The following is a 23,858-nucleotide window of genomic DNA, read 5'->3' on the forward strand; positions in this document are numbered from 1 at the left end:
TAAAGGAGTTTTTTCTATGGGAAATTTCCACGCTACAACGATATTTGCAGTTCATCATAATGGAGAATGTGCAATGGCTGGAGATGGTCAGGTGACAATGGGAAATGCAGTTGTAATGAAACATACAGCTCGTAAAGTCCGTAAACTTTTCCAAGGGAAAGTTTTAGCTGGCTTTGCAGGTTCCGTTGCTGACGCATTTACTCTTTTTGAAATGTTTGAAGGGAAATTAGAAGAGTACAATGGGAACTTGCAGCGTGCTGCAGTTGAGATGGCAAAACAATGGCGTGGCGACAAAATGTTACGTCAGCTAGAAGCGATGCTCATTGTCATGGATAAAACAACTATGCTTCTTGTTTCAGGTACAGGAGAAGTGATTGAACCGGATGATGGTATTTTAGCGATTGGATCTGGTGGGAATTATGCGCTTTCTGCAGGTCGTGCTTTAAAGCAATATGCAAGTGAACATTTAACAGCGAAGCAAATTGCGAAAGCGAGTTTAGATATTGCTGGCGATATTTGTGTTTATACAAACCACAATATAATTGTGGAAGAATTGTAGAATCGTAAGGGAGGCATTTTATATGCATTTACATTTTACTCCGCGTCAAATTGTGGAAAAATTAGATCAATACATTATCGGTCAAAAAGATGCGAAGAAAGCGGTTGCTGTAGCTTTAAGAAATCGATATCGTCGAAGTAAATTAGCTGAAAATCTACGTGATGAAATTGCACCTAAAAATATTTTAATGATTGGACCGACAGGTGTTGGTAAAACAGAGGTAGCACGACGAATGGCGAAACTCGTTGGAGCACCTTTTATTAAGGTTGAAGCTACCAAATTTACAGAAGTTGGATATGTAGGTAGAGATGTAGAATCGATGGTACGTGACCTTGTGGAAACGTCAGTTCGTATCGTGAAAGAAGAAATGGTAATTAAAGTACAAGACAAAGCAGAAGAACAAGCGAACCAACGTCTTGTTGAAATTTTAGTACCGAGTCCGGAGAAACAATCTGGATTTAAAAACCCATTAGAAATGCTATTTGGCGGTGCTCAAAATTCAAATCAAACATCGGATGCACAGGAAGATGTTGAAATCGAAAAGAAACGTCAAGATGTGGAAAGAAAGCTTGCTGCAGGACTTCTTGAAGATGAAATTGTATCGATTGAAGTGACTGAGCAACAGTCTTCCATGTTCGATATGTTACAAGGAACTGGCATGGAACAAATGGGAATGAATTTCCAAGATGCATTAGGAAGTTTTATGCCGAAAAAAACAAAAAAACGTAAACTTTCTGTGAAAGAAGCAAGAAAACTCTTGACAAATGAGGAAGCACAGCGCTTAATTGATATGGATGAAGTTACACAAGAGGCTGTTTATCGTGCTGAACAGCTCGGGATTATTTTTATCGATGAAATTGACAAAATTGCTGGTAAGCAGTCGAATAGCGTAGATGTATCACGTGAAGGTGTGCAACGTGACATTTTACCAATTGTAGAAGGATCGAATGTTGCGACAAAATACGGATCAGTAAAAACGGATTATATTTTATTCGTTGCAGCTGGAGCGTTTCATATGTCTAAACCGTCGGATTTAATTCCGGAACTGCAAGGGAGATTTCCGATTCGAGTAGAATTAACAAAATTATCGACAGATGATTTTGTTAAAATATTAATCGAGCCTGACAATGCGTTAATTAAACAATATATGGCTTTATTAGCGACTGAAGGTATAGAAATTGAATTTTCAGACGAAGCTATTCGTAAGATTGCTGAGATTGCTTATCAAGTTAATCAGGATACAGATAATATTGGAGCAAGAAGACTTCATACGATTATGGAGAAACTCCTTGAAGATTTATCGTTTGAAGCATCTGAAATTACGTTAGAGAAAATAACGATAACACCTCAATACGTTGAGGAGAAATTAGCAACGATTGCTAAAAATAAAGATGTGAGCCAGTTTATTTTGTAATAGTGTCATCAGGTGACTCGCCCTAGTTTCCAAGTGATGAAAAAATATGTAAGTAACATGTAGGAGGAACTTTTGAAATGGAATTATTAGCAAAAACAAGAAAATTAAATGCGTTATTACAGAGCGCAGCAGGAAAGCCTGTAAACTTTAGAGAAATGTCTGACACAATGTGTGAAGTAATCGAAGCGAACGTATTCGTAGTAAGCCGTCGTGGTAAATTACTAGGTTATGCAATTCACCAACAAATTGAGAATGAGCGTATGAAACAAATGCTTGCAGAGCGTCAATTCCCGGAAGAATACACGCAAAGCTTATTCAACATTACAGAAACATCTTCAAACTTAGATGTAAACAGTGCTTACACAGCATTCCCAGTAGAAAATAGAGAATTATTCGGTCAAGGTTTAACTACAATCGTACCAATCGTTGGTGGCGGTGAGCGTCTAGGCACATTAGTGTTAGCTCGTCTTGGTCAAGAGTTCTTAGACGATGATTTAATCCTTGCTGAATACAGTTCAACTGTAGTAGGTATGGAAATCTTACGTGAAAAAGCAGAAGAAATCGAAGAGGAAGCACGTAGTAAAGCTGTTGTTCAAATGGCAATTAGCTCATTATCTTACAGTGAGTTAGAAGCAATCGAGCATATCTTCGAAGAATTAAATGGAACAGAAGGTTTACTTGTTGCAAGTAAAATTGCTGATCGCGTAGGAATTACTCGTTCTGTAATCGTAAATGCACTTCGTAAATTAGAGAGTGCTGGTGTTATTGAGTCTCGCTCTTTAGGCATGAAAGGAACATACATTAAAGTGCTAAATGACAAGTTTCTACAGGAACTTGCTAAATTAAAAACAAACTAATTTATAAAACTCTCCTCATTTTTTGAGGAGAGTTTTTTTGTATAAAAGATTGATGTTGTTTGTAAATAGCGTCATAATCGTATTTTTCGGAAAAGCTATGAATTGAATTTTATTTTTTTGCTTAAAGGAAATACAGGTTGGTAATACTAGAATTCGAGTGTGAACAAAGAAAGTTTTACATTGTTCGCATTTTCGACTTGATTGTAATATTTCAGTATGATATAGTAAGCAGTGGTGTCAGTACAAAGTACACACGTTTACTGATTTAAGTGTTGGTGCTACGTTTGTAGTTTCGCTTAGAGATGAAGTAAACGGAGGATATCAAAAACCATTTAGGAGGAACTATATTATGTCAGTAATTTCTATGAAGCAATTGCTTGAAGCTGGTGTTCATTTCGGACATCAAACTCGTCGTTGGAACCCAAAAATGAAGCGTTACATTTTCACAGAGCGTAACGGTATCTACATCATCGACTTACAAAAAACTGTGAAAAAAGTTGAGGAAGCTTACAGAACGATGCGTGACATCGCTGCTGAAGGCGGAGACATCTTATTCGTAGGTACTAAAAAACAAGCACAAGAAGCTATTAAAGAAGAAGCAACTCGTGCTGGTATGTACTTCGTTAACCAACGTTGGTTAGGTGGAACTTTAACAAACTTCCAAACAATCCAAAAGCGTATCAAGCGTCTTAAAGACATTGAAAAAATGCAAGAAGATGGTACTTTCGAAGTACTTCCTAAGAAAGAAGTTGTTCAACTTAAAAAAGAGTTAGAGCGTCTTGAGAAATTCTTAGGCGGTATTAAAGATATGAAAGGTCTTCCAAGTGCATTATTCGTAGTAGACCCTCGTAAAGAGCGTATTGCAGTTGCTGAAGCACGCAAATTACACATTCCAATCATCGGTATCGTTGATACAAACTGTGATCCAGACGAAATCGATCACGTTATCCCAGCAAACGATGATGCAATTCGTGCTGTAAAACTTCTTACATCTAAAATGGCAGACGCGATCCTTGAAGCAAAACAAGGTGAAGAAACTGTTACTGCGTAACAAATTTGGAAAGGTGATAAGGGGTTCGGCCTTTTATCACCTTTTTTAAGGTATAAACACCTTTATAAAAGGTATAAATACATATTTTAGGAGGATGAAAAATATGGCAATCACTGCACAAATGGTAAAAGAACTTCGTGAAAAAACAGGCGCAGGTATGATGGACTGCAAAAAAGCTTTAACTGAGACTAATGGCGACATGGAGAAAGCAATTGACTTCTTACGTGAAAAAGGTATTGCAAAAGCTGCTAAAAAAGCAGACCGCATCGCTGCTGAAGGTTTAACTTTCATCGAAACAAACGGTAACGAAGGTTTAATCTTAGAATTAAACTCTGAAACTGATTTCGTTGCGAAAAACGAAGGTTTCCAAGCATTAATTAAAGAATTAGCTGCTCACTTATTAGCTAACAAACCAGCTAACATTGAAGAAGCTATGGCTCAAACAATTGAAGGCGGCAAAACAGTAGAAGAGCACATCAACGAAGCAATCGCTAAAATTGGTGAAAAACTTACACTTCGTCGTTTCGAAATCGTAACAAAAACTGATGCTGATGCATTCGGCGCTTACCTACACATGGGTGGACGTATTGGTGTATTAACAGTTCTTGAAGGTTCTACTGACGAAGCTGCTGCTAAAGATGTAGCAATGCACATCGCAGCAGTTAACCCTAAATACATCGACCGCGATGCTGTAACAGCTGAAGAAGTTGAGCATGAGCGTCAAGTATTAACACAACAAGCTTTAAACGAAGGCAAGCCTGAAAAAATCGTTGCAAAAATGGTTGAAGGCCGTCTTGGCAAATTCTTCGAAGAAATTTGCTTACTTGACCAAGCATTCGTTAAAAACCCTGATATGAAAGTTCGTCAGTTCGTTGAGTCAAAAGGCGGAACATTAAAAGGATTCGTTCGCTACGCTGTTGGTGAAGGTATCGAAAAACGCGAAGACAACTTTGCTGAAGAAGTAATGAACCAAGTAAAAGGTAGTAACTAATACAGATTAGGGAACACATTGTGTTCCCTTTTTTAAAATAAAGATGTAAGCAATTGGAGGTTCATTATGAGTAAACCGAAATATAATCGTGTCGTATTAAAGCTAAGCGGAGAAGCGTTAGCTGGCGAACAAGGATTTGGAATTAACCCATCTGTTATTAAATCAGTTGCGGAACAAGTGAAAGAAATTGCAGAACTTGATGTAGAAGTTGCTGTTGTTGTTGGTGGCGGAAACATTTGGCGTGGAAAAATCGGAAGTGAAATGGGAATGGATCGTGCTGGAGCGGATTACATGGGTATGTTAGCAACAGTTATGAACTCATTAGCTCTTCAAGATAGCCTGGAGAACATTGGAATTCAAACTCGTGTTCAAACTTCAATCGAAATGCGTCAAGTAGCAGAGCCTTACATTCGTCGTAAAGCAGTTCGTCATCTAGAGAAAAAACGTGTTGTGATCTTTGCAGCAGGTACAGGTAACCCATATTTCTCTACAGATACAACAGCAGCACTACGTGCAGCGGAAATCGAAGCAGACGTTATCTTAATGGCGAAAAACAATGTAGATGGCGTATATAATGCAGATCCATCTCTTGACCCAACAGCTACGAAATACGAAACACTTACTTACTTAGATGTATTAAAAGAAGGTTTAGGTGTAATGGATTCAACAGCTTCTTCTTTATGTATGGACAATGATATTCCATTAATTGTATTCTCAGTTATGGAAAAAGGTAACATTAAACGTGCCGTTTTAGGCGAAAATATCGGAACAGTTGTAAGGGGGAAATAAATATGGGACAACAAGTATTGAAGTCTTCAAATGAAAAAATGGAAAAAGCAGTTGCTGCTTACTCTCGTGAATTGGCAACAGTTCGCGCAGGTCGTGCAAGCTCGTCTGTATTAGATAAGGTACAAGTTGATTACTATGGTGCACCAACACCTGTTGTGCAATTAGCGAACATTACAGTTCCAGAAGCACGTTTACTTGTAATTCAACCTTATGATAAAACTTCTATCGGTGATATTGAAAAAGCAATCTTAAAAGCAGATTTAGGCTTAAATCCTTCTAATGATGGAACTGTAATTCGTATTGCATTCCCTGCATTAACAGAAGAGCGTCGTCGCGATCTTGTAAAAGTTGTGAAAAAATATGCTGAAGAAGCAAAAGTTGCTGTTCGTAACGTACGTCGTGACAGTAACGATGATCTTAAGAAGCTTGAAAAAGCTGGCGATATTACAGAAGATGATTTAAGAGGATATACTGAAGATATCCAAAAAGAAACAGATAAATATATTGCAAAAGTTGACGAAATCGCAAAAAACAAAGAAAAAGAAATCATGGAAGTGTAATAGCGATACCTTCGCAAATATGACCCTCTTCTTAAGGGGGTCTTTTTACACTTTTAGGCATACGTCTGCTTGCTGGAGGGTATGAATGATGTTTAAAAACTTTCCTTTTTTTAAAAGTAAAAAGGTCGCATCGTTTGATCATCTCGTTGAAAAAGTGAAAAAAGGATACATCCCAGAACATATTGCCATCATTATGGATGGTAATGGAAGATGGGCAAAGAGGAGAGCGATGCCTCGTATTGCGGGACATCATGAAGGCATGCAAGTTGTAAAGAAAATCACAAAATTTGCAAGCAAACTTAATGTGAAAGTATTAACTCTTTATGCTTTTTCAACTGAGAACTGGAAAAGACCGAAAAAGGAAGTTGACTATTTAATGAGGCTTCCAGAAGAATTTCTAGGTACATTTTTACCAGAATTGATTGAAGAGAACGTACAAGTCCGAGTAATAGGACAACAAGATCGTCTTCCTACGCATACACGCAGAGCGATGGAAAAGGCCATGGAAGATACGAAAGAGAATACGGGATTAATTCTTAATTTCGCGTTAAACTATGGAAGTCGAGATGAAATCGTTTCTGCTGTGCAACATATGGTGAAAGATAGTGAGGAAGGAAAAATTCGTGTTGAAGATGTAAGTGAAGAAATGCTTTCTTCTTATTTAATGACGAGTTCTTTACCTGACCCAGAGTTGTTAATCCGTACGAGCGGAGAGCTACGTATTAGTAATTTCATGTTATGGCAAATTGCATATTCGGAATTTTGGTTTACAGATGTGTATTGGCCAGATTTTACCGAGGAACATTTGCTAAATGCGATTACAGACTTTCAGCATAGAGGGCGCAGATTCGGAGGCGTGTAGAAAGAGAGGGTTTGGTAGTGAAACAGAGAATTATTACTGGAGTGGTTGCTGCCGCGCTATTCATTCCCATCGTAATTTACGGTGGCGTGCCTTTTACGGTTTTAGTGTATGCACTTGCTTCTATAGGTTTATATGAATTAATTCGTATGAATAAGCTTACGCTTATTTCAATACCAACAGTTTTAGCTGCAGTATTATTATGGATTATTTTAATTCCAAGTAGTGCATCAGAACTGTTTACGCAGATTGGATTAGGTAAATTAGAAATCACATTTGTGATTGTTTTATTACTTTTATCATATACAGTCCTTTCTAAGAATACATTTACTTTTGACAATGCTTCATTTTTACTAATGGCAACAACATATGTTGGAATGGGATTCCTATATTTGAATGAAACGAGAATATTAGGAATTAAATATGTGTTTTGTGCATTATTTGTTATATGGGCTACTGATTCAGGCGCATATTTCGTAGGAAAGGCATTAGGAAAGAGGAAGTTGTGGCCAGAAATTAGTCCAAATAAAACGATTGAAGGTTCGTTAGGTGGCATCGTTTGTGGAATTATTGTGGCACTTGTTTACAATATGTTCTTCCCAGTTGAGGCTAATGTAGGGATTTTAATTGTGTTGACAATTATCATTTCTATTTTTGGACAAATTGGTGATTTAGTACAATCTGCATTTAAACGTCATTATGGCGTAAAGGATTCAGGTACAATTTTACCTGGACATGGTGGTATATTAGATCGAACAGATAGTTGGTTATTCGTTTTACCAATTCTCTACTTCTTATTACAATACAATTAATAAATGAACGAGGGGTTGGAGTCATGAAAAACATTAGTTTATTAGGTGCAAGCGGATCAATTGGTACACAAACTTTAGATGTATTACGCTCGCACCCAGACCAATTCCGTCTCGTTGCTTTTTCTGTAGGGAAAAATATTGACTACGCAGTAAAGGTAATTCAAGAATTTTCTCCGCAAATCGTCTCTGTGCAAAGAGAGGAAGATGTTTTAAAATTACAAGCTGTCTCTGGTAATACAAAAGTTGTATATGGTAGTGAAGGGCTTTTAGAAGTAGCATTACATCCAGATGCGGAGATTGTAGTAAATGCTGTTGTAGGTAGCGTAGGGTTGTTACCAACACTTCGTGCAATTGAGGCGAAAAAAACAATTGGAATTGCAAACAAAGAAACGTTAGTAACTGCAGGGCATCTTGTAATGGAAGCGGCACGAAAACATAATGTTTCGTTACTTCCAGTAGATAGTGAACATTCAGCTATTTTTCAATGTTTGAATGGTGAAAATGAAAAAAGAATTTCTCGACTAATTATAACGGCTTCCGGTGGAAGTTTCCGTGATAAAACGAGAGATGAATTGCATCATGTGACCGTAGAAGATGCGCTTCGACATCCAAACTGGTCAATGGGTTCGAAAATTACAATTGATTCTGCTACAATGATGAATAAGGGGCTAGAAGTAATTGAAGCACATTGGCTTTTTGGTATCCCTTATGAGCAAATCGATGTTGTTTTACATAAAGAAAGTATTATCCATTCTATGGTTGAATTTGAAGATCGTAGTGTAATGGCACAGCTTGGCTCACCTGATATGCGAGTACCAATTCAATACGCACTTACATATCCTGATCGATTGCCTCTATCAGACACAAAACAGTTAAACTTATGGGAAATAGGGACGTTGCATTTTGAGAAAATGAACCAAGAACGATTCCGTTGCCTACGTTTTGCGTATGAAGCTGGAAAAACAGGTGGAAGTATGCCAGCTGTAATGAACGCAGCGAATGAAGTAGCTGTTGAAGCTTTTTTACAAAAGAGAATTGGTTTCTTAACAGTGGAAGACCTCATTGAAAAAGCAATGAACCATCACAATGTCATTGCACGTCCGAGCTTAGAGGAAATTCTGGAAATTGATGCAGCCACAAGACGGTTTGTGATGGAACAAATTTAGCAAAGGTGGTTATGGAATTGAATACAGCGATTGCCTTTATATTAATTTTCGGTGCACTCGTATTTTTCCATGAGCTAGGGCATCTATATTTCGCAAAAAGAGCAGGTATTTTATGCCGTGAGTTTGCGATTGGTTTTGGTCCGAAAATATTCTCATTTGAAAAGAATGAAACGGTGTATACGATTCGATTACTGCCTCTTGGTGGCTATGTAAGAATGGCTGGCGAAGATGCAGACACAGTTGAGTTAAAGCCTGGAAAAAAGGTTGGCCTTGTATTAAATGAAAAAGACGAGGTTGCGAAATTAGTTTTTGATGGATATGAAAAGTATCCAAATGTTCGTGTCATTGAAGTCGAACAAGCTGATTTAGAGCATAATTTAACAATTTCGGGCTATGAAGAGTACGAGGAAGAGCTTCAAACATTCCGAGTGAATGAAAAGGCTCGTATTATTACTGCTGGTGAAGAAATACAAATTGCTCCGTATAATAGGCAGTTCGGCTCCAAGAAATTGGGTCAACGTGCCTTAACAATCTTTGCAGGTCCTGCAATGAACTTCATTTTAGCATTTGTTATTTTTGTGATTCTTGGATTTGTACAAGGTGTTCCTGTTGACAAGCCAATGGTCGGAAAAATAATGGAAAATAGTGCAGCCGAGCAAGCTGGATTAAAAGAAAATGATACAATTCAAGCAATCGATGGGAAAAACACAAGTACATGGAAAGATGTTGTTACCATTGTACGTGAAAACCCAAATAAAGAAATTACGTTACAAGTAAAGCGTGATAGTGAACAGTTTAATGTAAAAGTAACGCCAACGCTCGATAAAGAAGGAAAAGACGAAGTAGGTAGAATTGGTGTTTACTCTCCAGTAGAGAAAACAGTAATGGGTTCTATTAAATCAGGATTTGAACAAACATACCAATGGACAAAACTAATTTTTGATTCACTTGTGAAATTAGTAACTGGTCAATTCTCTATTAATGAGTTGTCAGGTCCAGTGGGAATTTATAATCTAACAGATCAAGTTGTAGATTATGGATTTACGCGTGTATTAAGTTTAGCAGCAGTTTTAAGTATTAACCTTGGTTTATTTAATTTACTACCAGTCCCTGCTTTAGACGGTGGACGTTTGTTCTTCTTCTTAATTGAAGCGTTACGAGGGAAACCAATTGACCGCCAAAAAGAAGGAATGGTTCACTTTATTGGTTTTGCATTATTAATGTTACTTATGTTAGTTGTAACTTGGAATGACATTCGTAAGTTTTTCTTGTAAAATAAAGTGAAACTTATAATGAAATAGAGCTCGTAGAATAAAATCCCTCACCTAACTCGAGGTGAGGGGTTTTACTGCGTGTAAGAGTAAAATGAAGAGGTGCGAATAAATGAAACAAAGTATGGTATTCAGTCCTACATTACGTGAAGTTCCAGCTGATGCGGAGATTAAGAGTCATCAGTTATTACTTCGTGCAGGTTTTATGCGTCAAAATGCTTCTGGTATTTATAGTTTTCTACCATTTGGATTAAAAGTACTACACAAAGTAGAACGTATCGTTCGAGAAGAAATGGAGCGCGCAGGAGCTGTAGAATTATTAATGCCAGCGATGCAAGCTGCAGAATTATGGCAAGAATCAGGCCGTTGGTATTCTTACGGATCTGAATTAATGCGTATGAAAGATCGTAACGCTCGTGAATTCGCATTAGGAGCGACACATGAAGAAGTAATTACGGATCTTGTACGTGATGAAGTGAAATCATATAAAAAATTACCGTTAACATTGTACCAAATTCAAACAAAATTCCGTGATGAACAAAGACCGCGTTTTGGTTTATTACGTGGAAGAGAGTTTCTAATGAAAGATGCATACTCTTTCCATGCTACACAAGAGAGCTTAGATGAAGTATACGATCGCTTATACAAAGCATACTCTAACATTTTTGCTCGTTGTGGCTTGAATTTCCGTGCAGTTATTGCTGACTCTGGAGCAATGGGCGGAAAAGATACGCATGAATTTATGGTATTATCTGAAGTTGGTGAAGATACAATTGCATACTCTGATACATCTAATTATGCAGCAAACATCGAAATGGCTCCTGTGGTAGCTACGTATACGAAGAGTGATGAAGCAGAAAAGGCACTTAAAAAAGTAGCAACACCAGATCAAAAAGCAATTGAAGAAGTATCTGCATTCTTAAACATTGAAGCTGACAAGTGCATTAAGTCTATGGTATTTAAAGTAGATGAAAAATTAGTAGTTGTACTTGTTCGTGGTGATCATGAAGTAAACGATGTAAAAGTGAAAAACGTATACGGCGCTTCAGTTGTTGAGCTTGCTTCTCATGAAGAAGTGAAAGAATTATTAAACTGTGAAGTTGGTTCTTTAGGACCGATTGGTGTAACAGGTGATATCGAAATTATCGCTGACCATGCTGTAGCATCAATTGTTAACGGATGTTCAGGAGCAAACGAAGAAGGATTCCATTATGTAAATGTAAATCCAGAACGCGACTTTAAAGTAAGTCAATATACAGATTTACGCTTCATTCAAGAAGGAGACCGATCTCCAGACGGAAATGGAACAATTCTTTTCGCACGCGGAATTGAAGTTGGTCATGTATTCAAATTAGGAACACGTTATAGTGAAGCAATGAACGCAACATTCCTAGATGAAAACGGAAAAACACAACCACTTATTATGGGTTGTTACGGTATCGGTGTATCTCGTACAGTGGCAGCAATCGCAGAGCAGTTTAATGATGAGAACGGTTTAGTTTGGCCAAAAGCTGTAGCACCATTCCATGTGCATGTAATTCCAGTAAATATGAAATCTGATGCGCAACGTGAAATGGGTGAAAACATCTACAACTCATTACAAGAGCAAGGGTACGAAGTATTACTAGATGATCGTGCAGAACGTGCAGGTGTTAAATTTGCAGATGCAGATTTATTCGGCCTTCCAGTTCGCGTGACAGTTGGTAAAAAAGCAGACGAAGGTATTGTAGAAGTGAAAGTACGTGCTACAGGCGAGTCTGAAGAAGTGAAAGTAGAAGAACTTCAAACATACATTGCAAATATTTTAAAATAAGAAGAGGTACCTCGTAATGAGGTACCTTCTCTTTCTTTGTAAACGTATTTTGTAAAAGAAGTAGGGAGAAATCTTTCTTTGTAGTACGTTTCAATTTATAATAGCAAATGGAAGGAGAGTGCTTATGTCTTTAACAAATGAACAACAAGAGCGATTTCAAATTTTGCTCCAGCAGTTGCAAATACCAGACGACCTTATAAATCAATATTTACAAGGTGGTGGTATTGAAAGGCTCGTTATTGATAAATCGAATAAAAGTTGGCATTTTGATTTACAAGTGCCACGTATTTTGCCTACAGAATTATATGAATTGCTAGAAACAAAGCTTAAGCAATCATTTTCTCATATTGCAAGAACAACATTTGCATTAGAAACAGAGAATAAACAATTTACAGAAGAAGAAGTGAGGGCGTATTGGCCGCTTTGTACGGAACGAATTACATTTTCACCTATGTTTGCTTACTTAAAGAAGCAGCTTCCGCAGGTGAATGGAGTGAAGTTGCTAATAAATGTGAATAATGAGCTGGAATCTACTGCTTTAAAGAAAAACGTTGCGAAACCAGTAGGGGATCAATACGAAACTTTTGGATTCCCGCGTTTTCAGTTAGACACACATATACAGCAAAATACAGAAGAAATGCAAAAGTTTCGTGAGCAAACGCAGCAAGAAGATCGTGAACGTGTTATACAAGCTATGGAAGAAATGGCGAAGAAGCAAGCTGAAGAAAGTAGCGTTGTGCATGAAGGACCGGTTGTACTCGGATATCTTATTAAGCCGGATGAAGAGATTACACCGATGCGAGAAATTCAAGATGAAGAAAGAAGAAAAACAGTTCAAGGGTACGTCTTCCATGTAGAAACGAAAGAGCTGCGTAGTGGCCGTACGTTATTAACTTTAAAAATAACAGACTATACGGATTCAATTATGATCAAAATGTTCTCGCGTGACAAAGAAGATATTCCAATGCTGCAATCCTTGAAAAAAGGAATGTGGGTGAAAGCGCGTGGTTCTGTTCAAAATGATACATTCGTTCGAGATTTAGTAATGATTGCAAATGATATAAATGAAATAACAGGACCGTCTCGTAAAGATAAAGCGCCAGAAGGTGAAAAACGTGTAGAGCTGCATCTTCACACACCGATGAGCCAAATGGACGCTGTTACTCCTATTTCTAGACTTGTTGCCCAAGCAGGTAAATGGGGACATGAGGCAATCGCTGTTACAGACCATGCTGTTGCGCAGTCTTTCCCAGAGGCATATTCTGCGGGTAAAAAGGCTGGGGTTAAAGTTATATATGGTGTAGAAGCGAATCTAGTTAATGATGGTGTACCGATTGCATATAACGAAGCGCATCGTTTACTTGCTGAGGAAACGTATGTTGTTTTCGACGTTGAGACGACAGGTTTATCAGCTGTATATGATACTGTTATCGAGTTAGCGGCTGTAAAAGTAAAAGGTGGCGAAATTATTGACCGCTTTGAATCTTTCGCAAATCCACATCAACCATTATCTGCGACGATTATTGAATTAACAGGTATTACAGATGATATGTTAACGGATGCACCAGAAGTGGACGAAGTGTTTAAAAAGTTTGAAGAATGGATGGGCGACCATACACTTGTTGCTCATAACGCAAGTTTTGATATGGGCTTTATTAACGTAGGTTTTAAAAAGGCTGGACTAGAAAAAACGAATAATCCTGTTATTGATACGTTAGAACTTGCAAGATTCTTATTCCCGGAAATGAAAAACCATCGATTAAATACGATGTGTAAAAAGCTTGATATTGAATTAACGCAACATCACCGTGCGATTTATGATACAGAAGCAACGGGATACTTACTTGTGAAAATGTTAAAAGATGTGATTGAAAAGGGATTTGAATATCACGATCAATTAAATGATAGCATGGGGCAAGGGGATGCGTATAAGCGTGGACGTCCAAGTCATATGACGTTACTTGCCACATCAGATGTAGGGTTGAAAAATTTATATAAACTTGTTTCCTATTCTCACCTAAATTATTTTTATCGTGTACCACGAGTACCAAGGTCACTATTAAAAAAATATCGTGAAGGAATTTTAGTAGGAACGGCTTGTGATAAAGGTGAAGTATTTGAGGCGATGATGCAAAAAGCTCCTGAAGAGGTAGAAGAAATTGCGCAGTTCTATGATTATATTGAAGTAATGCCTCCAGAGGTGTTACGTCATTTAGTAGAACGTGAACTTGTTCGAGATGAGGGACAATTAAAAACAATTATTTCTAACTTAGTAAAACTAGGTGAGACGTTAGATAAACCAGTTGTTGCTACAGGAAACGTGCATTATATAGATCCAGAGGATGCGATGTATCGCAAAATTTTAGTCAGTTCGCAGGGCGGAGCCAATCCGTTAAACCGACATTCTTTACCACCTGTACATTTCCGTACAACGGATGAAATGTTAGAGTGTTTTTCATTCTTAGGTGAAGACGTAGCGAAAGAAATTGTTGTAACGAATACACAGAAGATTGCATCATTAATTGGTGATGTTCATCCAGTGAAAGATGATCTATATACACCGAAAATTGAAGGTGCAGATGATGAGACGCGTGACATGAGTTATAAAATGGCGCGTAGCATTTATGGTGAAGAGTTACCTGAAATTGTAGAAGCGCGTTTAGAAAAAGAATTAAAAAGTATTATTGGGCATGGATTCGCCGTAATTTATTTAATTTCACATAAGCTCGTAAAAAAATCATTAGTAGACGGATATTTAGTAGGTTCGCGTGGATCGGTAGGTTCATCATTCGTTGCAACGATGATGGAAATTACAGAAGTAAACCCATTACCACCACACTATGTATGTCCGAAGTGTAAGCAATCAGAATTCTTTAATGATGGTTCTGTAGGTTCTGGTTTTGACTTGCCGGATAAAGAATGTCCTGCATGTAATGTTCCATACGTGAAAGATGGACATGATATTCCGTTCGAAACGTTCCTTGGATTTAAAGGAGATAAGGTACCCGATATCGATCTGAACTTCTCCGGGGAATACCAACCACGTGCCCATAACTATACGAAAGTACTGTTCGGTGAAGATTATGTATACCGTGCGGGTACAATAGGTACAGTTGCGGAAAAAACGGCTTATGGATATGTAAAAGGTTATGCAAATGATCATAATTTAACGATTCGAAATGCAGAGATTGACCGCTTAGTAGCAGGATGTACGGGCGTAAAACGTACAACCGGACAGCATCCAGGTGGTATTATCGTTGTGCCAGATTACATGGATATCTTTGATTTCTCACCAATTCAGTTTCCGGCGGATTCAATAGGGGCTGAGTGGAGAACGACACACTTTGATTTCCACTCCATTCATGATAATTTATTGAAACTTGATATACTAGGACACGATGATCCGACTGTTATTCGTATGTTACAAGATTTAAGTGGTATTGATCCGAAAACAATCCCAACAGACGATCCGGAAGTAATGAAAATTTTCTCAGGCCCGGAATCGTTAGGGGTAACGGAAGAACAAATTAACTGTAAAACAGGTACGCTTGGTATACCAGAGTTTGGTACGAAATTCGTAAGGCAGATGTTAGAAGAGACGAAACCTACGACATTCTCTGAGTTAGTCCAAATTTCTGGACTATCACATGGTACAGACGTATGGCTTGGTAATGCAAACGAGTTAATTTATAACGGTACATGTACGCTGAGTGAAGTTATCGGTTGTCGTGATGACATCATGGTATATTTAATCTATCAAGGTTTAGACCCATCATTAGCCTTCAAAATCATGGAGTCAGTTCGTAAAGGTAAAGGTGTACCGGAAGAATGGGAAGATGACATGAAAAGTAATAATGTACCAGGTTGGTATATTGATTCATGTAAGAAAATAAAGTACATGTTCCCTAAAGCCCATGCGGCTGCTTACGTACTTATGGCTGTACGTATTGCATACTTTAAAGTACATTTCGCGCTTCTATTCTATGCGGCATACTTTACAGTTCGTGCAGATGACTTTGATATAGAGGCGATGGCGAAAGGTTCAGCATCTATACGTGTAAGAATTGATGAAATTGCGCAAAAAGGTTTGGATGCAGCGCCGAAAGAGAAAAGTTTATTAACAGTACTAGAAATGACACTTGAAATGTGTGAGCGTGGATACTCATTCCAAAAGGTTGATTTATACCGTTCGCATGCAACAGAATTTATTATTGATGGGGATACTTTAATTCCTCCATTTAATGCAGTGCCTGGACTTGGTACAAATGCAGCTTTAAGTATTGTAGAAGCACGCAAAAATGGAGATTTCTTATCAAAAGAAGATTTACAGCAGCGCAGTAAGGTTTCGAAAACAATTATTGAGTATTTAGATAGTCAAGGTTGCTTAGGCGATCTACCTGATCAAAACCAGTTATCACTGTTCTAATAGGTAGGAAAAGTCTTTGCAAATCAACATTTGCTATGGTATACTATTAACCGAGATAACCATGTCATGTATATTGTGTAAAAAAAAGAGTGGGGAAACCCACTCTTTCGTGTTACTATCTACGTTTTATTGATGTGGAGAGGTAAGAAATTTCTGTCGTATATACATATTTTGTTACAAGTTTTACTTCTTAAATTTGGTAATACTAAGACAGATATTCCCTGCTTAACGGCAGGGGCTTTTGTTAGCTAACGAGAAAGAATAAGATGGACCGTTTTTATGGACGGGGTCTTTTCTTGTAAATGGTACATGGCGGCAGGAAGGAGGCTGTTTATGGATAAGAAAGTCACAGAAGTTGTAGAAGCATTTGCGCAGCCAATCGTTGAAGAGTTAAATCTTGAACTTGTAGATGTAGAGTATGTGCAAGAAGGACAAGACTGGTTCTTACGCGTATTCATCGATTCTGAAAAGGGAGTCGACATTGAAGAATGCGGTGCGGTAAGTGAACGTTTAAGCGAAGCTTTAGATAAAGAGGATCCAATTCCTCATCTTTACTTTTTGGATGTATCATCTCCTGGAGCGGAACGCCCATTAAAGAAAGAGAAAGACTTCCAGCAAGCGGTAGGAAAACAAGTGGCAATTAAAACATATGAGCCGATTGATGGTGAAAAAATGTTTGAAGGAAAGCTACTTTCCTACGATGGTACTACAATTACATTATTATTAACAATTAAAACACGTAAAAAAGAAATCCAAATTCCAATGGATAAAGTTGCAAATGCGCGACTTGCTGTTACGTTTTAGTTAGAAGGGGGATCTTCATGAGCACTGAGTTGTTAGATGCCTTGCTCGTATTAGAGTCAGAAAAAGGAATCAGCAAAGATATTATTATTGATGCGATTGAAGCAGCGTTAATCTCTGCTTATAAACGCAATTTTAATCAAGCACAAAACGTTCGTGTGAGCTTTAACCCAGAAGTGGGAACAATTCAAGTTTTAGCACGTAAAGACGTTGTAGATAATGTGTTTGATCCACGTCTTGAAATTTCTGTTGAAGAAGCAAGACAAATTAATCCAAACTATCAAGATGGTGACGTACTAGAGATTGAAGTAACACCAAAAGATTTCGGTCGTATTGCAGCACAAACTGCAAAACAGGTTGTAACACAACGAGTGCGCGAAGCAGAGCGTGGTGTTATTTACTCTGAGTTTAGTGACCGTGAAGAAGATATCATGGTGGGTATCGTACAACGTCAAGATGCTCGTTTTATCTATGTAAGCTTAGGGAAAGTAGAAGCTTTATTACCTGTAAGTGAGCAAATGCCAAACGAACAGTACAAACCACATGATCGTATTCGCGTATTCATTACGAAAGTAGAAAAAACAACAAAAGGACCACAAATTTACGTATCACGTACACATCCTGGTCTTTTAAAACGTTTATTCGAAATGGAAGTTCCTGAAATTTATGATGGAACTGTTGAAATTCGTTCTGTAGCACGTGAAGCTGGCGATCGTTCTAAAATTTCTGTACATGCAGAGAACATTGATGTTGATCCAGTAGGTTCTTGTGTAGGACCGAAAGGACAACGTGTACAACGCATTGTAGACGAATTAAAAGGCGAAAAGATTGACATCGTTCGCTGGTCAAATGATCCAGTAGAATATGTTGCAAATGCTTTAAGCCCATCACAAGTTGTTAAAGTTCTTGTAGATGAAGAAGAAAAAGCAACAACTGTTGTTGTTCCAGACCACCAACTGTCATTAGCTATTGGTAAGCGTGGACAAAATGCACGTCTTGCAGCTAAATTAACAGGTTGGAAAATTGATATTAAGAGTGAGTCTGATGCGAAACAACTTGGTATTGTAACAGAAGAAGATAGCGTAATCGCATTCGGATTCGATTCAGTTGAAGACGAAATCGAATAGAGGTGATGAGTATGAGCAATCGAAAAGTTCCGTTACGAAAATGTGTTGCAACGCAAGAAATGAAATCAAAACGAGAGCTCGTTCGCATTGTTCGTTCCAAAGAGGGAGAAGTGTCCATTGATTTAACTGGAAAGAAATCAGGACGAGGTGCTTATTTATCAAAAGATAAAGAAAGTATTCTTCAAGCCCAAAAGAAAAATGTTTTGGAACATCATCTAAAAGCGAAAATCGACGGTTCTCTATACGAAGAGCTTCTTGAGCTTGTTGAGAAGGAGTCGAAATAAGTGTCCGATTGGAAATCGTTTTTAGGACTAGCAAACCGGGCTCGGAAAATTATTTCGGGTGAAGAACTTGTTTTAAAAGAAGTACGAAGTGGCAAAGCAAAACTTGTATTGCTATCTGAAGATGCGTCAGCAAATACTACAAAACGCATCACGGATAAAGCGACGTATTACAACGTACCAATGAGAAAGGTCGAAAATCGACAACAATTAGGGCATGCGATTGGGAGAGACGAGCGAGTCGTTGTAGCTGTGTTAGATGAGGGCTTTGCGAAAAAGCTGCGTAGCATGCTCGATACAAATTACCGGGGGTGAAGGTATGAGTAAAATTCGAGTGCATGAATATGCAAAACAACATAATATCTCAAGTAAAGATCTTATGACAAAACTAAAAGAAATGAATATCGAGGTTTCGAATCATATGACAATGTTAGAAGATGAAGTAGTAAATAAATTAGATAATGCGTATCAAACTGAAAAACCTTCTGTTGCAGATGAGTTTGAAGTAGAAGAAAAAGTTGTTCGTAGTAAAAAGAACAGCAATAAGAAAAAGAAAAAAGGCAAGGGAAATGAAGACAAACGTCAAGATAACTTTGCTGGAAGACAACAAACACAAACTGTAGAAACACCAGATAAAGTTACTTTCTCTGGAAGCCTTACAGTAGGTGAGCTTGCTAAAAAATTAAGCAAAGAGCCATCTGAAATTATTAAGAAGCTCTTTATGCTTGGAATTATGGCAACAATTAACCAAGACTTAGATAAAGATACAATTGAGTTAATTGCTACTGATTATGGTATTGAAGTAGAAGAAGAAGTAGTTGTAAGTGAAACTGAATTTGAAACATTCATCGATGAGCAAGATGATGAAGAGAACTTAAAAGAGCGTCCAGCTGTAGTTACAATTATGGGGCACGTTGACCATGGTAAAACAACTCTACTTGACTCTATCCGTAATTCAAAAGTAACTGCAGGCGAAGCAGGTGGAATTACTCAGCATATTGGTGCATACCAAGTTGAAGTAAATGACAAGAAGATTACATTCTTAGATACGCCTGGTCACGCGGCATTTACAACGATGCGTGCTCGTGGTGCGCAAGTAACGGATATTACAATCCTTGTTGTTGCAGCTGATGATGGTGTTATGCCACAAACAGTTGAAGCGATTAGCCATGCGAAAGCAGCTGGAGTACCAATTATTGTAGCTGTGAATAAAATGGATAAACCAGCGGCAAATCCTGATCGTGTAATGCAAGAATTAACAGAATATGAATTAGTTCCAGAAGCTTGGGGCGGAGATACAATTTTCGTACCAATTTCTGCAATTCAAGGTGAAGGAATTGACAACTTATTAGAAATGATTCTTCTTGTAAGTGAAGTAGAAGAATATAAAGCAAATCCAAACCGCTATGCAACTGGTACTGTAATCGAAGCACAGCTTGATAAAGGTAAAGGAACTATCGCGACATTACTTGTTCAAAACGGTACACTTCGAGTTGGAGATCCAATCGTTGTTGGTACTTCATTCGGACGTGTTCGTGCAATGGTAAGTGATATTGGTCGTCGTGTAAAAGTTGCTGGTCCATCAACTCCTGTTGAAATTACAGGTTTAAACGAAGTACCACAAGCAGGAGATCGTTTCATGGCATTCGCTGATGAGAAGAAAGCTCGTCAAATCGGTGAATCACGTGCACAAGAAGCGTTACTTGCTCAGCGTGGTGAAAAATCTAAATTAAGCCTTGAAGATTTATTCCAACAAATCCAAGAAGGCGATGTAAAAGAAATTAACTTAATTGTGAAAGCAGACGTACAAGGTTCTGTAGAAGCAATGGCAGCGTCACTTCGTAAAATTGATGTTGAAGGTGTTAAAGTTAAAATTATCCATACAGGCGTAGGTGCGATTACAGAATCTGATGTTATTTTAGCTTCTGCATCTAATGCAATTGTAATTGGATTTAACGTACGCCCTGATGTGAATGCGAAGCGTACAGCTGAATTAGAGAATGTTGATGTTCGTTTACACCGTATTATCTATAAAGTAATCGAAGAAATCGAATCAGCAATGCAAGGTATGCTGGATCCAGAATTCGAAGAAAAAGTAATCGGTCAAGCGGAAGTACGCCAAACATTCAAAGTAACAAAAGTTGGAACAATCGCAGGTTGTTACGTAATTGACGGTAAAATTACACGTGATAGTGGCGTGCGTATTATCCGTGATGGCGTAGTAATTTTCGAAGGACAACTTGATACGTTAAAACGTTTCAAAGATGACGTAAAAGAAGTTGCACAAAACTATGAGTGTGGTATTACAATTGAGAGATATAATGATCTTAAAGAAGGGGACATCATTGAAGCGTACATTATGGAAGAAGTGAAGCGATGATTATCGCTTCACTCTCATTCGAGTGTATGATTTACGATGTGCATTCTTTAAAAGAGAAACGAGCAATTTTGCAACGGGTGCTAACTCGTGTGAAGCAGCGTTATAACGTAGCTGTTTCAGAAGTAGGGCATCAAGATGTATGGCAACGTACAGAAATTGCAATTGTTTCTGTATCCTCTAATCGTGTTATTTGTGAAAAAGAAATGAATCGTGTACTCGAGTACATCGATTCATTTCCTGAAATTGAACGTACAATAACACAATTGGAATGGTATTGAATGAGGTGAAGAGTTATGAAATTACGTGCAAACCGTGTAGGCGAGCAAATGAAAAAAGAATTAGGCGACATCATCAGTCGTAAAATTAAAGATCCACGTGTTGGATTTGTTACAGTAACAGATGTACAAGTGAGTGGGGATTTACAAATTGCTACAGTATATATTTCTGTTTTAGGTGATGAGGAACAGAAAGAAAGTACATTAAAAGGTTTAGCGAAGGCAAAAGGCTTCATTCGTTCAGAAATTGGTCAGCGTATTCGTCTTCGTAAAACACCGGAAATTTCCTTTGAGTTTGATGAGTCTATCGGATATGGTCATCGAATTGATACACTTTTACATCAAATTAATAAAGACGGTAAACGTGAAGAATAATGGATAGACATTTGTCTATCCATTTTTTCAATGCAAAATAAATTTTGGATAATTACTATGAAAGAATTATGATGAGGTGAACATATATGGAAGGTGTAGTATTATTACATAAGCCAAAAGGCATGACATCACATGATTGTGTATTTAAATTAAGAAAGATATTGCGTGAGAAACGAATTGGTCATACAGGAACATTAGACCCAGATGTAACAGGAGTATTACCTATTTGTGTGGGGCGAGCAACGAAGATTGCACAATTTTTAACGAGTGAGACGAAAACATATGAAGGTGAAGTAACACTTGGATTTTCAACGACAACTGAAGATGCTTCTGGTGAAGTTGTTGAAACGAAAAATGTAGATCGTGTTATTACTCGTAAGGAAGTAGAAGGGGCTCTTGCTGCATTAACAGGTACGATTGAACAAATGCCTCCGATGTTTTCAGCTGTAAAAGTTAACGGGAAAAAATTATATGAATATGCAAGAGCAGGACAAGAAGTTGAACGTCCGGTTCGTACAATTACAATTCATGAATTTGTATTACTAGATGACCGTGAAGTGTTTGAGGGGGAAAATATTTCATTCCGTTTCCGTGTAACGTGTAGTAAAGGAACATATGTAAGAACGTTAGCAGTAATGATTGGTGAAAAACTTGGTTTTCCATCACATATGTCTCACCTTGTAAGAACAGCTTCTGGTGAATTTTTATTAGAAGATTGCATATCATTTGAAGAAATTGAAGAAAACGTGCAAAATGGAACAGTAGAGTCTATCTTCATTTCAATTGATGAAGCGTTAAGTAAGTTCCCGAAAATGGTTGTAGATGAAAAGCAAGCAGAGAAAATAAAGAATGGTATGTTCTTAAAAAATGAATTGCAAATAACAGCGCCATTTATAACAGTGTTTGATAAAAATGATCGCTGCCTTGCAATTTTTGAGCACCATCCAAAACACCCTGGTATGCTAAAGCCGATGAAAGTACTTGTGAATAATCAAGAACTAAAGCTATAATGAATTATTGGAAGGATTATTACAGAAAAAGGTGAATTCAAGCGTGAAACTTATTCATTTAACTCATCCACATGAACAAAATAAATTAGAATTACCACCTACTGTAATGGCATTAGGATTTTTTGATGGCATTCATTTAGGGCATCAATGTGTAATTCGAACTGCGAAACAAATAGCGGATGAACGGGGATATAAAAGTGCAGTTATGACATTTTATCCGCATCCATCTGTTGTTTTAGGCAAAAAGGAAGCGCATGCGGAGTATATTACACCAATGTGTGATAAAGAAAAAATAGTCGAAAACTTAGGGATCGATATATTATATGTTATTAAATTTGATGAATCGTTTGCAGGCTTATTGCCACAACAATTTGTAGATGATTATATTATTGGTTTAAATGTAAAGCATGTAGTAGCAGGGTTTGATTATTCATATGGACGTTTAGGAAAAGGAAAGATGGAGACTTTACCATTTCATGCAAGAGGGGAGTTTACACAGACTGTGATTGAAAAAGTTGAATTTCAAGAAGAGAAAGTAAGTTCTACAGCATTACGAAAGTTAATTCGAAATGGCGAAATGGAACAAATTCCATCTATTTTAGGCAGAGCATATACAGTAGGGGGAACGGTTGTACACGGTGATAAGCGTGGACGCCAAATTGGTTTTCCCACAGCTAATGTAGGTTTAAGTGATGAGTATCTATTACCACCTGTAGGTGTTTATGCAGTGAGATTAAAAGTTCACGATGAATGGTACGATGGTGTATGTAATATTGGATATAAACCAACTTTTAAAGAAGATGAGCGTCAATTATCTATTGAAGTGCACTTATTTGAATTTAACAAAGACATATATGATCAAAATGTTACAGTAGAGTGGCATATGCGTATAAGAGAAGAGAAGAAATTCAATGGCATCGATGAATTAGTTGAACAAATTGCAAAAGATAAGAAAACAGCACAAGAATATTTTGCGAACGAAAAGAATATACTTGCTTTTTCAAATGAAAAGTAGTATTCTATGTTATGTACTTTATGACA

Annotated in this window: 22 protein-coding genes; all 22 read left to right on the plus strand. The window is 37.6% G+C overall.

Features of this window, described 5'->3' with window-relative positions; translation table 11 throughout:
* Positions 1-16: 16 nt before the first annotated feature.
* Entirely contained in the window at positions 17-559 is a 543-nt protein-coding gene (gene hslV / locus MNO09_RS10685) for an ATP-dependent protease proteolytic subunit HslV (protein ID WP_000526271.1), read from the plus strand.
* Positions 560-581: 22 nt separating this feature from the next.
* Complete coding sequence (gene hslU, locus MNO09_RS10690; RefSeq protein ID WP_000550070.1) at positions 582-1,973, plus strand: ATP-dependent protease ATPase subunit HslU; 1,392 nt, start codon at positions 582-584, stop codon at positions 1,971-1,973.
* Positions 1,974-2,050: 77 nt separating this feature from the next.
* Complete coding sequence (gene codY / locus MNO09_RS10695; protein WP_000421290.1) at positions 2,051-2,830, plus strand: GTP-sensing pleiotropic transcriptional regulator CodY; 780 nt, start codon at positions 2,051-2,053, stop codon at positions 2,828-2,830.
* Positions 2,831-3,179: 349 nt separating this feature from the next.
* Complete coding sequence (gene rpsB, locus MNO09_RS10700) at positions 3,180-3,881, plus strand: 30S ribosomal protein S2 (RefSeq protein WP_000111484.1); 702 nt, start codon at positions 3,180-3,182, stop codon at positions 3,879-3,881.
* Positions 3,882-3,984: 103 nt separating this feature from the next.
* Entirely contained in the window at positions 3,985-4,872 is an 888-nt protein-coding gene (gene tsf / locus MNO09_RS10705) for a translation elongation factor Ts (protein WP_001018585.1), read from the plus strand.
* Positions 4,873-4,938: 66 nt separating this feature from the next.
* Entirely contained in the window at positions 4,939-5,661 is a 723-nt protein-coding gene (gene pyrH, locus MNO09_RS10710) for a UMP kinase (RefSeq protein WP_000042667.1), read from the plus strand.
* A gap of 2 nt (positions 5,662-5,663) precedes the next feature.
* A complete protein-coding gene (gene frr / locus MNO09_RS10715; protein WP_000531506.1) occupies positions 5,664-6,221 on the plus strand; it encodes a ribosome recycling factor in 558 nt (185 codons plus the stop codon).
* An 85-nt stretch (positions 6,222-6,306) separates the two neighbouring features.
* The gene (uppS, locus tag MNO09_RS10720) at positions 6,307-7,083 is read left to right on the plus strand and encodes an undecaprenyl pyrophosphate synthase (protein ID WP_000971311.1); all 777 of its coding nucleotides are present in this window, start codon (positions 6,307-6,309) and stop codon (positions 7,081-7,083) included.
* A 17-nt stretch (positions 7,084-7,100) separates the two neighbouring features.
* Positions 7,101-7,892 (plus strand): phosphatidate cytidylyltransferase, encoded by a 792-nt coding sequence (gene cdsA, locus MNO09_RS10725; protein ID WP_000813578.1) that lies wholly within the window; start codon positions 7,101-7,103, stop codon positions 7,890-7,892.
* A 23-nt stretch (positions 7,893-7,915) separates the two neighbouring features.
* On the plus strand, positions 7,916-9,058 hold the full coding sequence (dxr, locus tag MNO09_RS10730; protein ID WP_000790369.1) for a 1-deoxy-D-xylulose-5-phosphate reductoisomerase: 1,143 nt from the start codon (positions 7,916-7,918) through the stop codon (positions 9,056-9,058).
* A gap of 17 nt (positions 9,059-9,075) precedes the next feature.
* Positions 9,076-10,332, plus strand: coding sequence for an RIP metalloprotease RseP (rseP, locus tag MNO09_RS10735; RefSeq protein ID WP_001090237.1), 1,257 nt, complete (start codon positions 9,076-9,078; stop codon positions 10,330-10,332).
* 109 nt (positions 10,333-10,441) lie between these two features.
* Positions 10,442-12,142, plus strand: coding sequence for a proline--tRNA ligase (locus MNO09_RS10740; protein ID WP_070169090.1), 1,701 nt, complete (start codon positions 10,442-10,444; stop codon positions 12,140-12,142).
* A gap of 124 nt (positions 12,143-12,266) precedes the next feature.
* The gene (locus MNO09_RS10745; RefSeq protein WP_000060007.1) at positions 12,267-16,568 is read left to right on the plus strand and encodes a PolC-type DNA polymerase III; all 4,302 of its coding nucleotides are present in this window, start codon (positions 12,267-12,269) and stop codon (positions 16,566-16,568) included.
* A gap of 333 nt (positions 16,569-16,901) precedes the next feature.
* Positions 16,902-17,372 carry a ribosome maturation factor RimP gene (rimP, locus tag MNO09_RS10750; RefSeq protein WP_000359098.1) on the plus strand — a complete coding sequence of 157 codons (471 nt, stop codon included), beginning with the start codon at positions 16,902-16,904 and terminating at the stop codon, positions 17,370-17,372.
* Between the two features lie 17 nt (positions 17,373-17,389).
* Positions 17,390-18,496 (plus strand): transcription termination factor NusA, encoded by a 1,107-nt coding sequence (nusA, locus tag MNO09_RS10755; protein ID WP_000102596.1) that lies wholly within the window; start codon positions 17,390-17,392, stop codon positions 18,494-18,496.
* Between the two features lie 11 nt (positions 18,497-18,507).
* Positions 18,508-18,780 (plus strand): RNase P modulator RnpM, encoded by a 273-nt coding sequence (rnpM, locus tag MNO09_RS10760; RefSeq protein ID WP_000071127.1) that lies wholly within the window; start codon positions 18,508-18,510, stop codon positions 18,778-18,780.
* Positions 18,781-19,092, plus strand: a complete 312-nt coding sequence (locus MNO09_RS10765) for a YlxQ family RNA-binding protein (RefSeq protein ID WP_001286521.1) — start codon at positions 18,781-18,783, stop codon at positions 19,090-19,092.
* Between the two features lie 4 nt (positions 19,093-19,096).
* Positions 19,097-21,157, plus strand: a complete 2,061-nt coding sequence (gene infB / locus MNO09_RS10770; RefSeq protein WP_000036353.1) for a translation initiation factor IF-2 — start codon at positions 19,097-19,099, stop codon at positions 21,155-21,157.
* Positions 21,154-21,435 carry a DUF503 domain-containing protein gene (locus tag MNO09_RS10775; protein WP_000582364.1) on the plus strand — a complete coding sequence of 94 codons (282 nt, stop codon included), beginning with the start codon at positions 21,154-21,156 and terminating at the stop codon, positions 21,433-21,435. Before infB ends, MNO09_RS10775 begins: the two co-directional genes overlap by 4 nt.
* A 15-nt stretch (positions 21,436-21,450) precedes the next feature.
* Positions 21,451-21,807 (plus strand): 30S ribosome-binding factor RbfA, encoded by a 357-nt coding sequence (gene rbfA, locus MNO09_RS10780; protein ID WP_000776445.1) that lies wholly within the window; start codon positions 21,451-21,453, stop codon positions 21,805-21,807.
* Positions 21,808-21,893: 86 nt separating this feature from the next.
* On the plus strand, positions 21,894-22,817 hold the full coding sequence (gene truB, locus MNO09_RS10785) for a tRNA pseudouridine(55) synthase TruB (RefSeq protein WP_000399354.1): 924 nt from the start codon (positions 21,894-21,896) through the stop codon (positions 22,815-22,817).
* A 43-nt stretch (positions 22,818-22,860) separates the two neighbouring features.
* Positions 22,861-23,832 (plus strand): bifunctional riboflavin kinase/FAD synthetase, encoded by a 972-nt coding sequence (gene ribF, locus MNO09_RS10790; protein WP_000766716.1) that lies wholly within the window; start codon positions 22,861-22,863, stop codon positions 23,830-23,832.
* Positions 23,833-23,858 lie beyond the last annotated feature (26 nt).

The organism is Bacillus sp. N5-665 (assembly GCF_022637375.2).
GTDB lineage: Bacteria > Bacillota > Bacilli > Bacillales > Bacillaceae_G > Bacillus_A > Bacillus_A wiedmannii.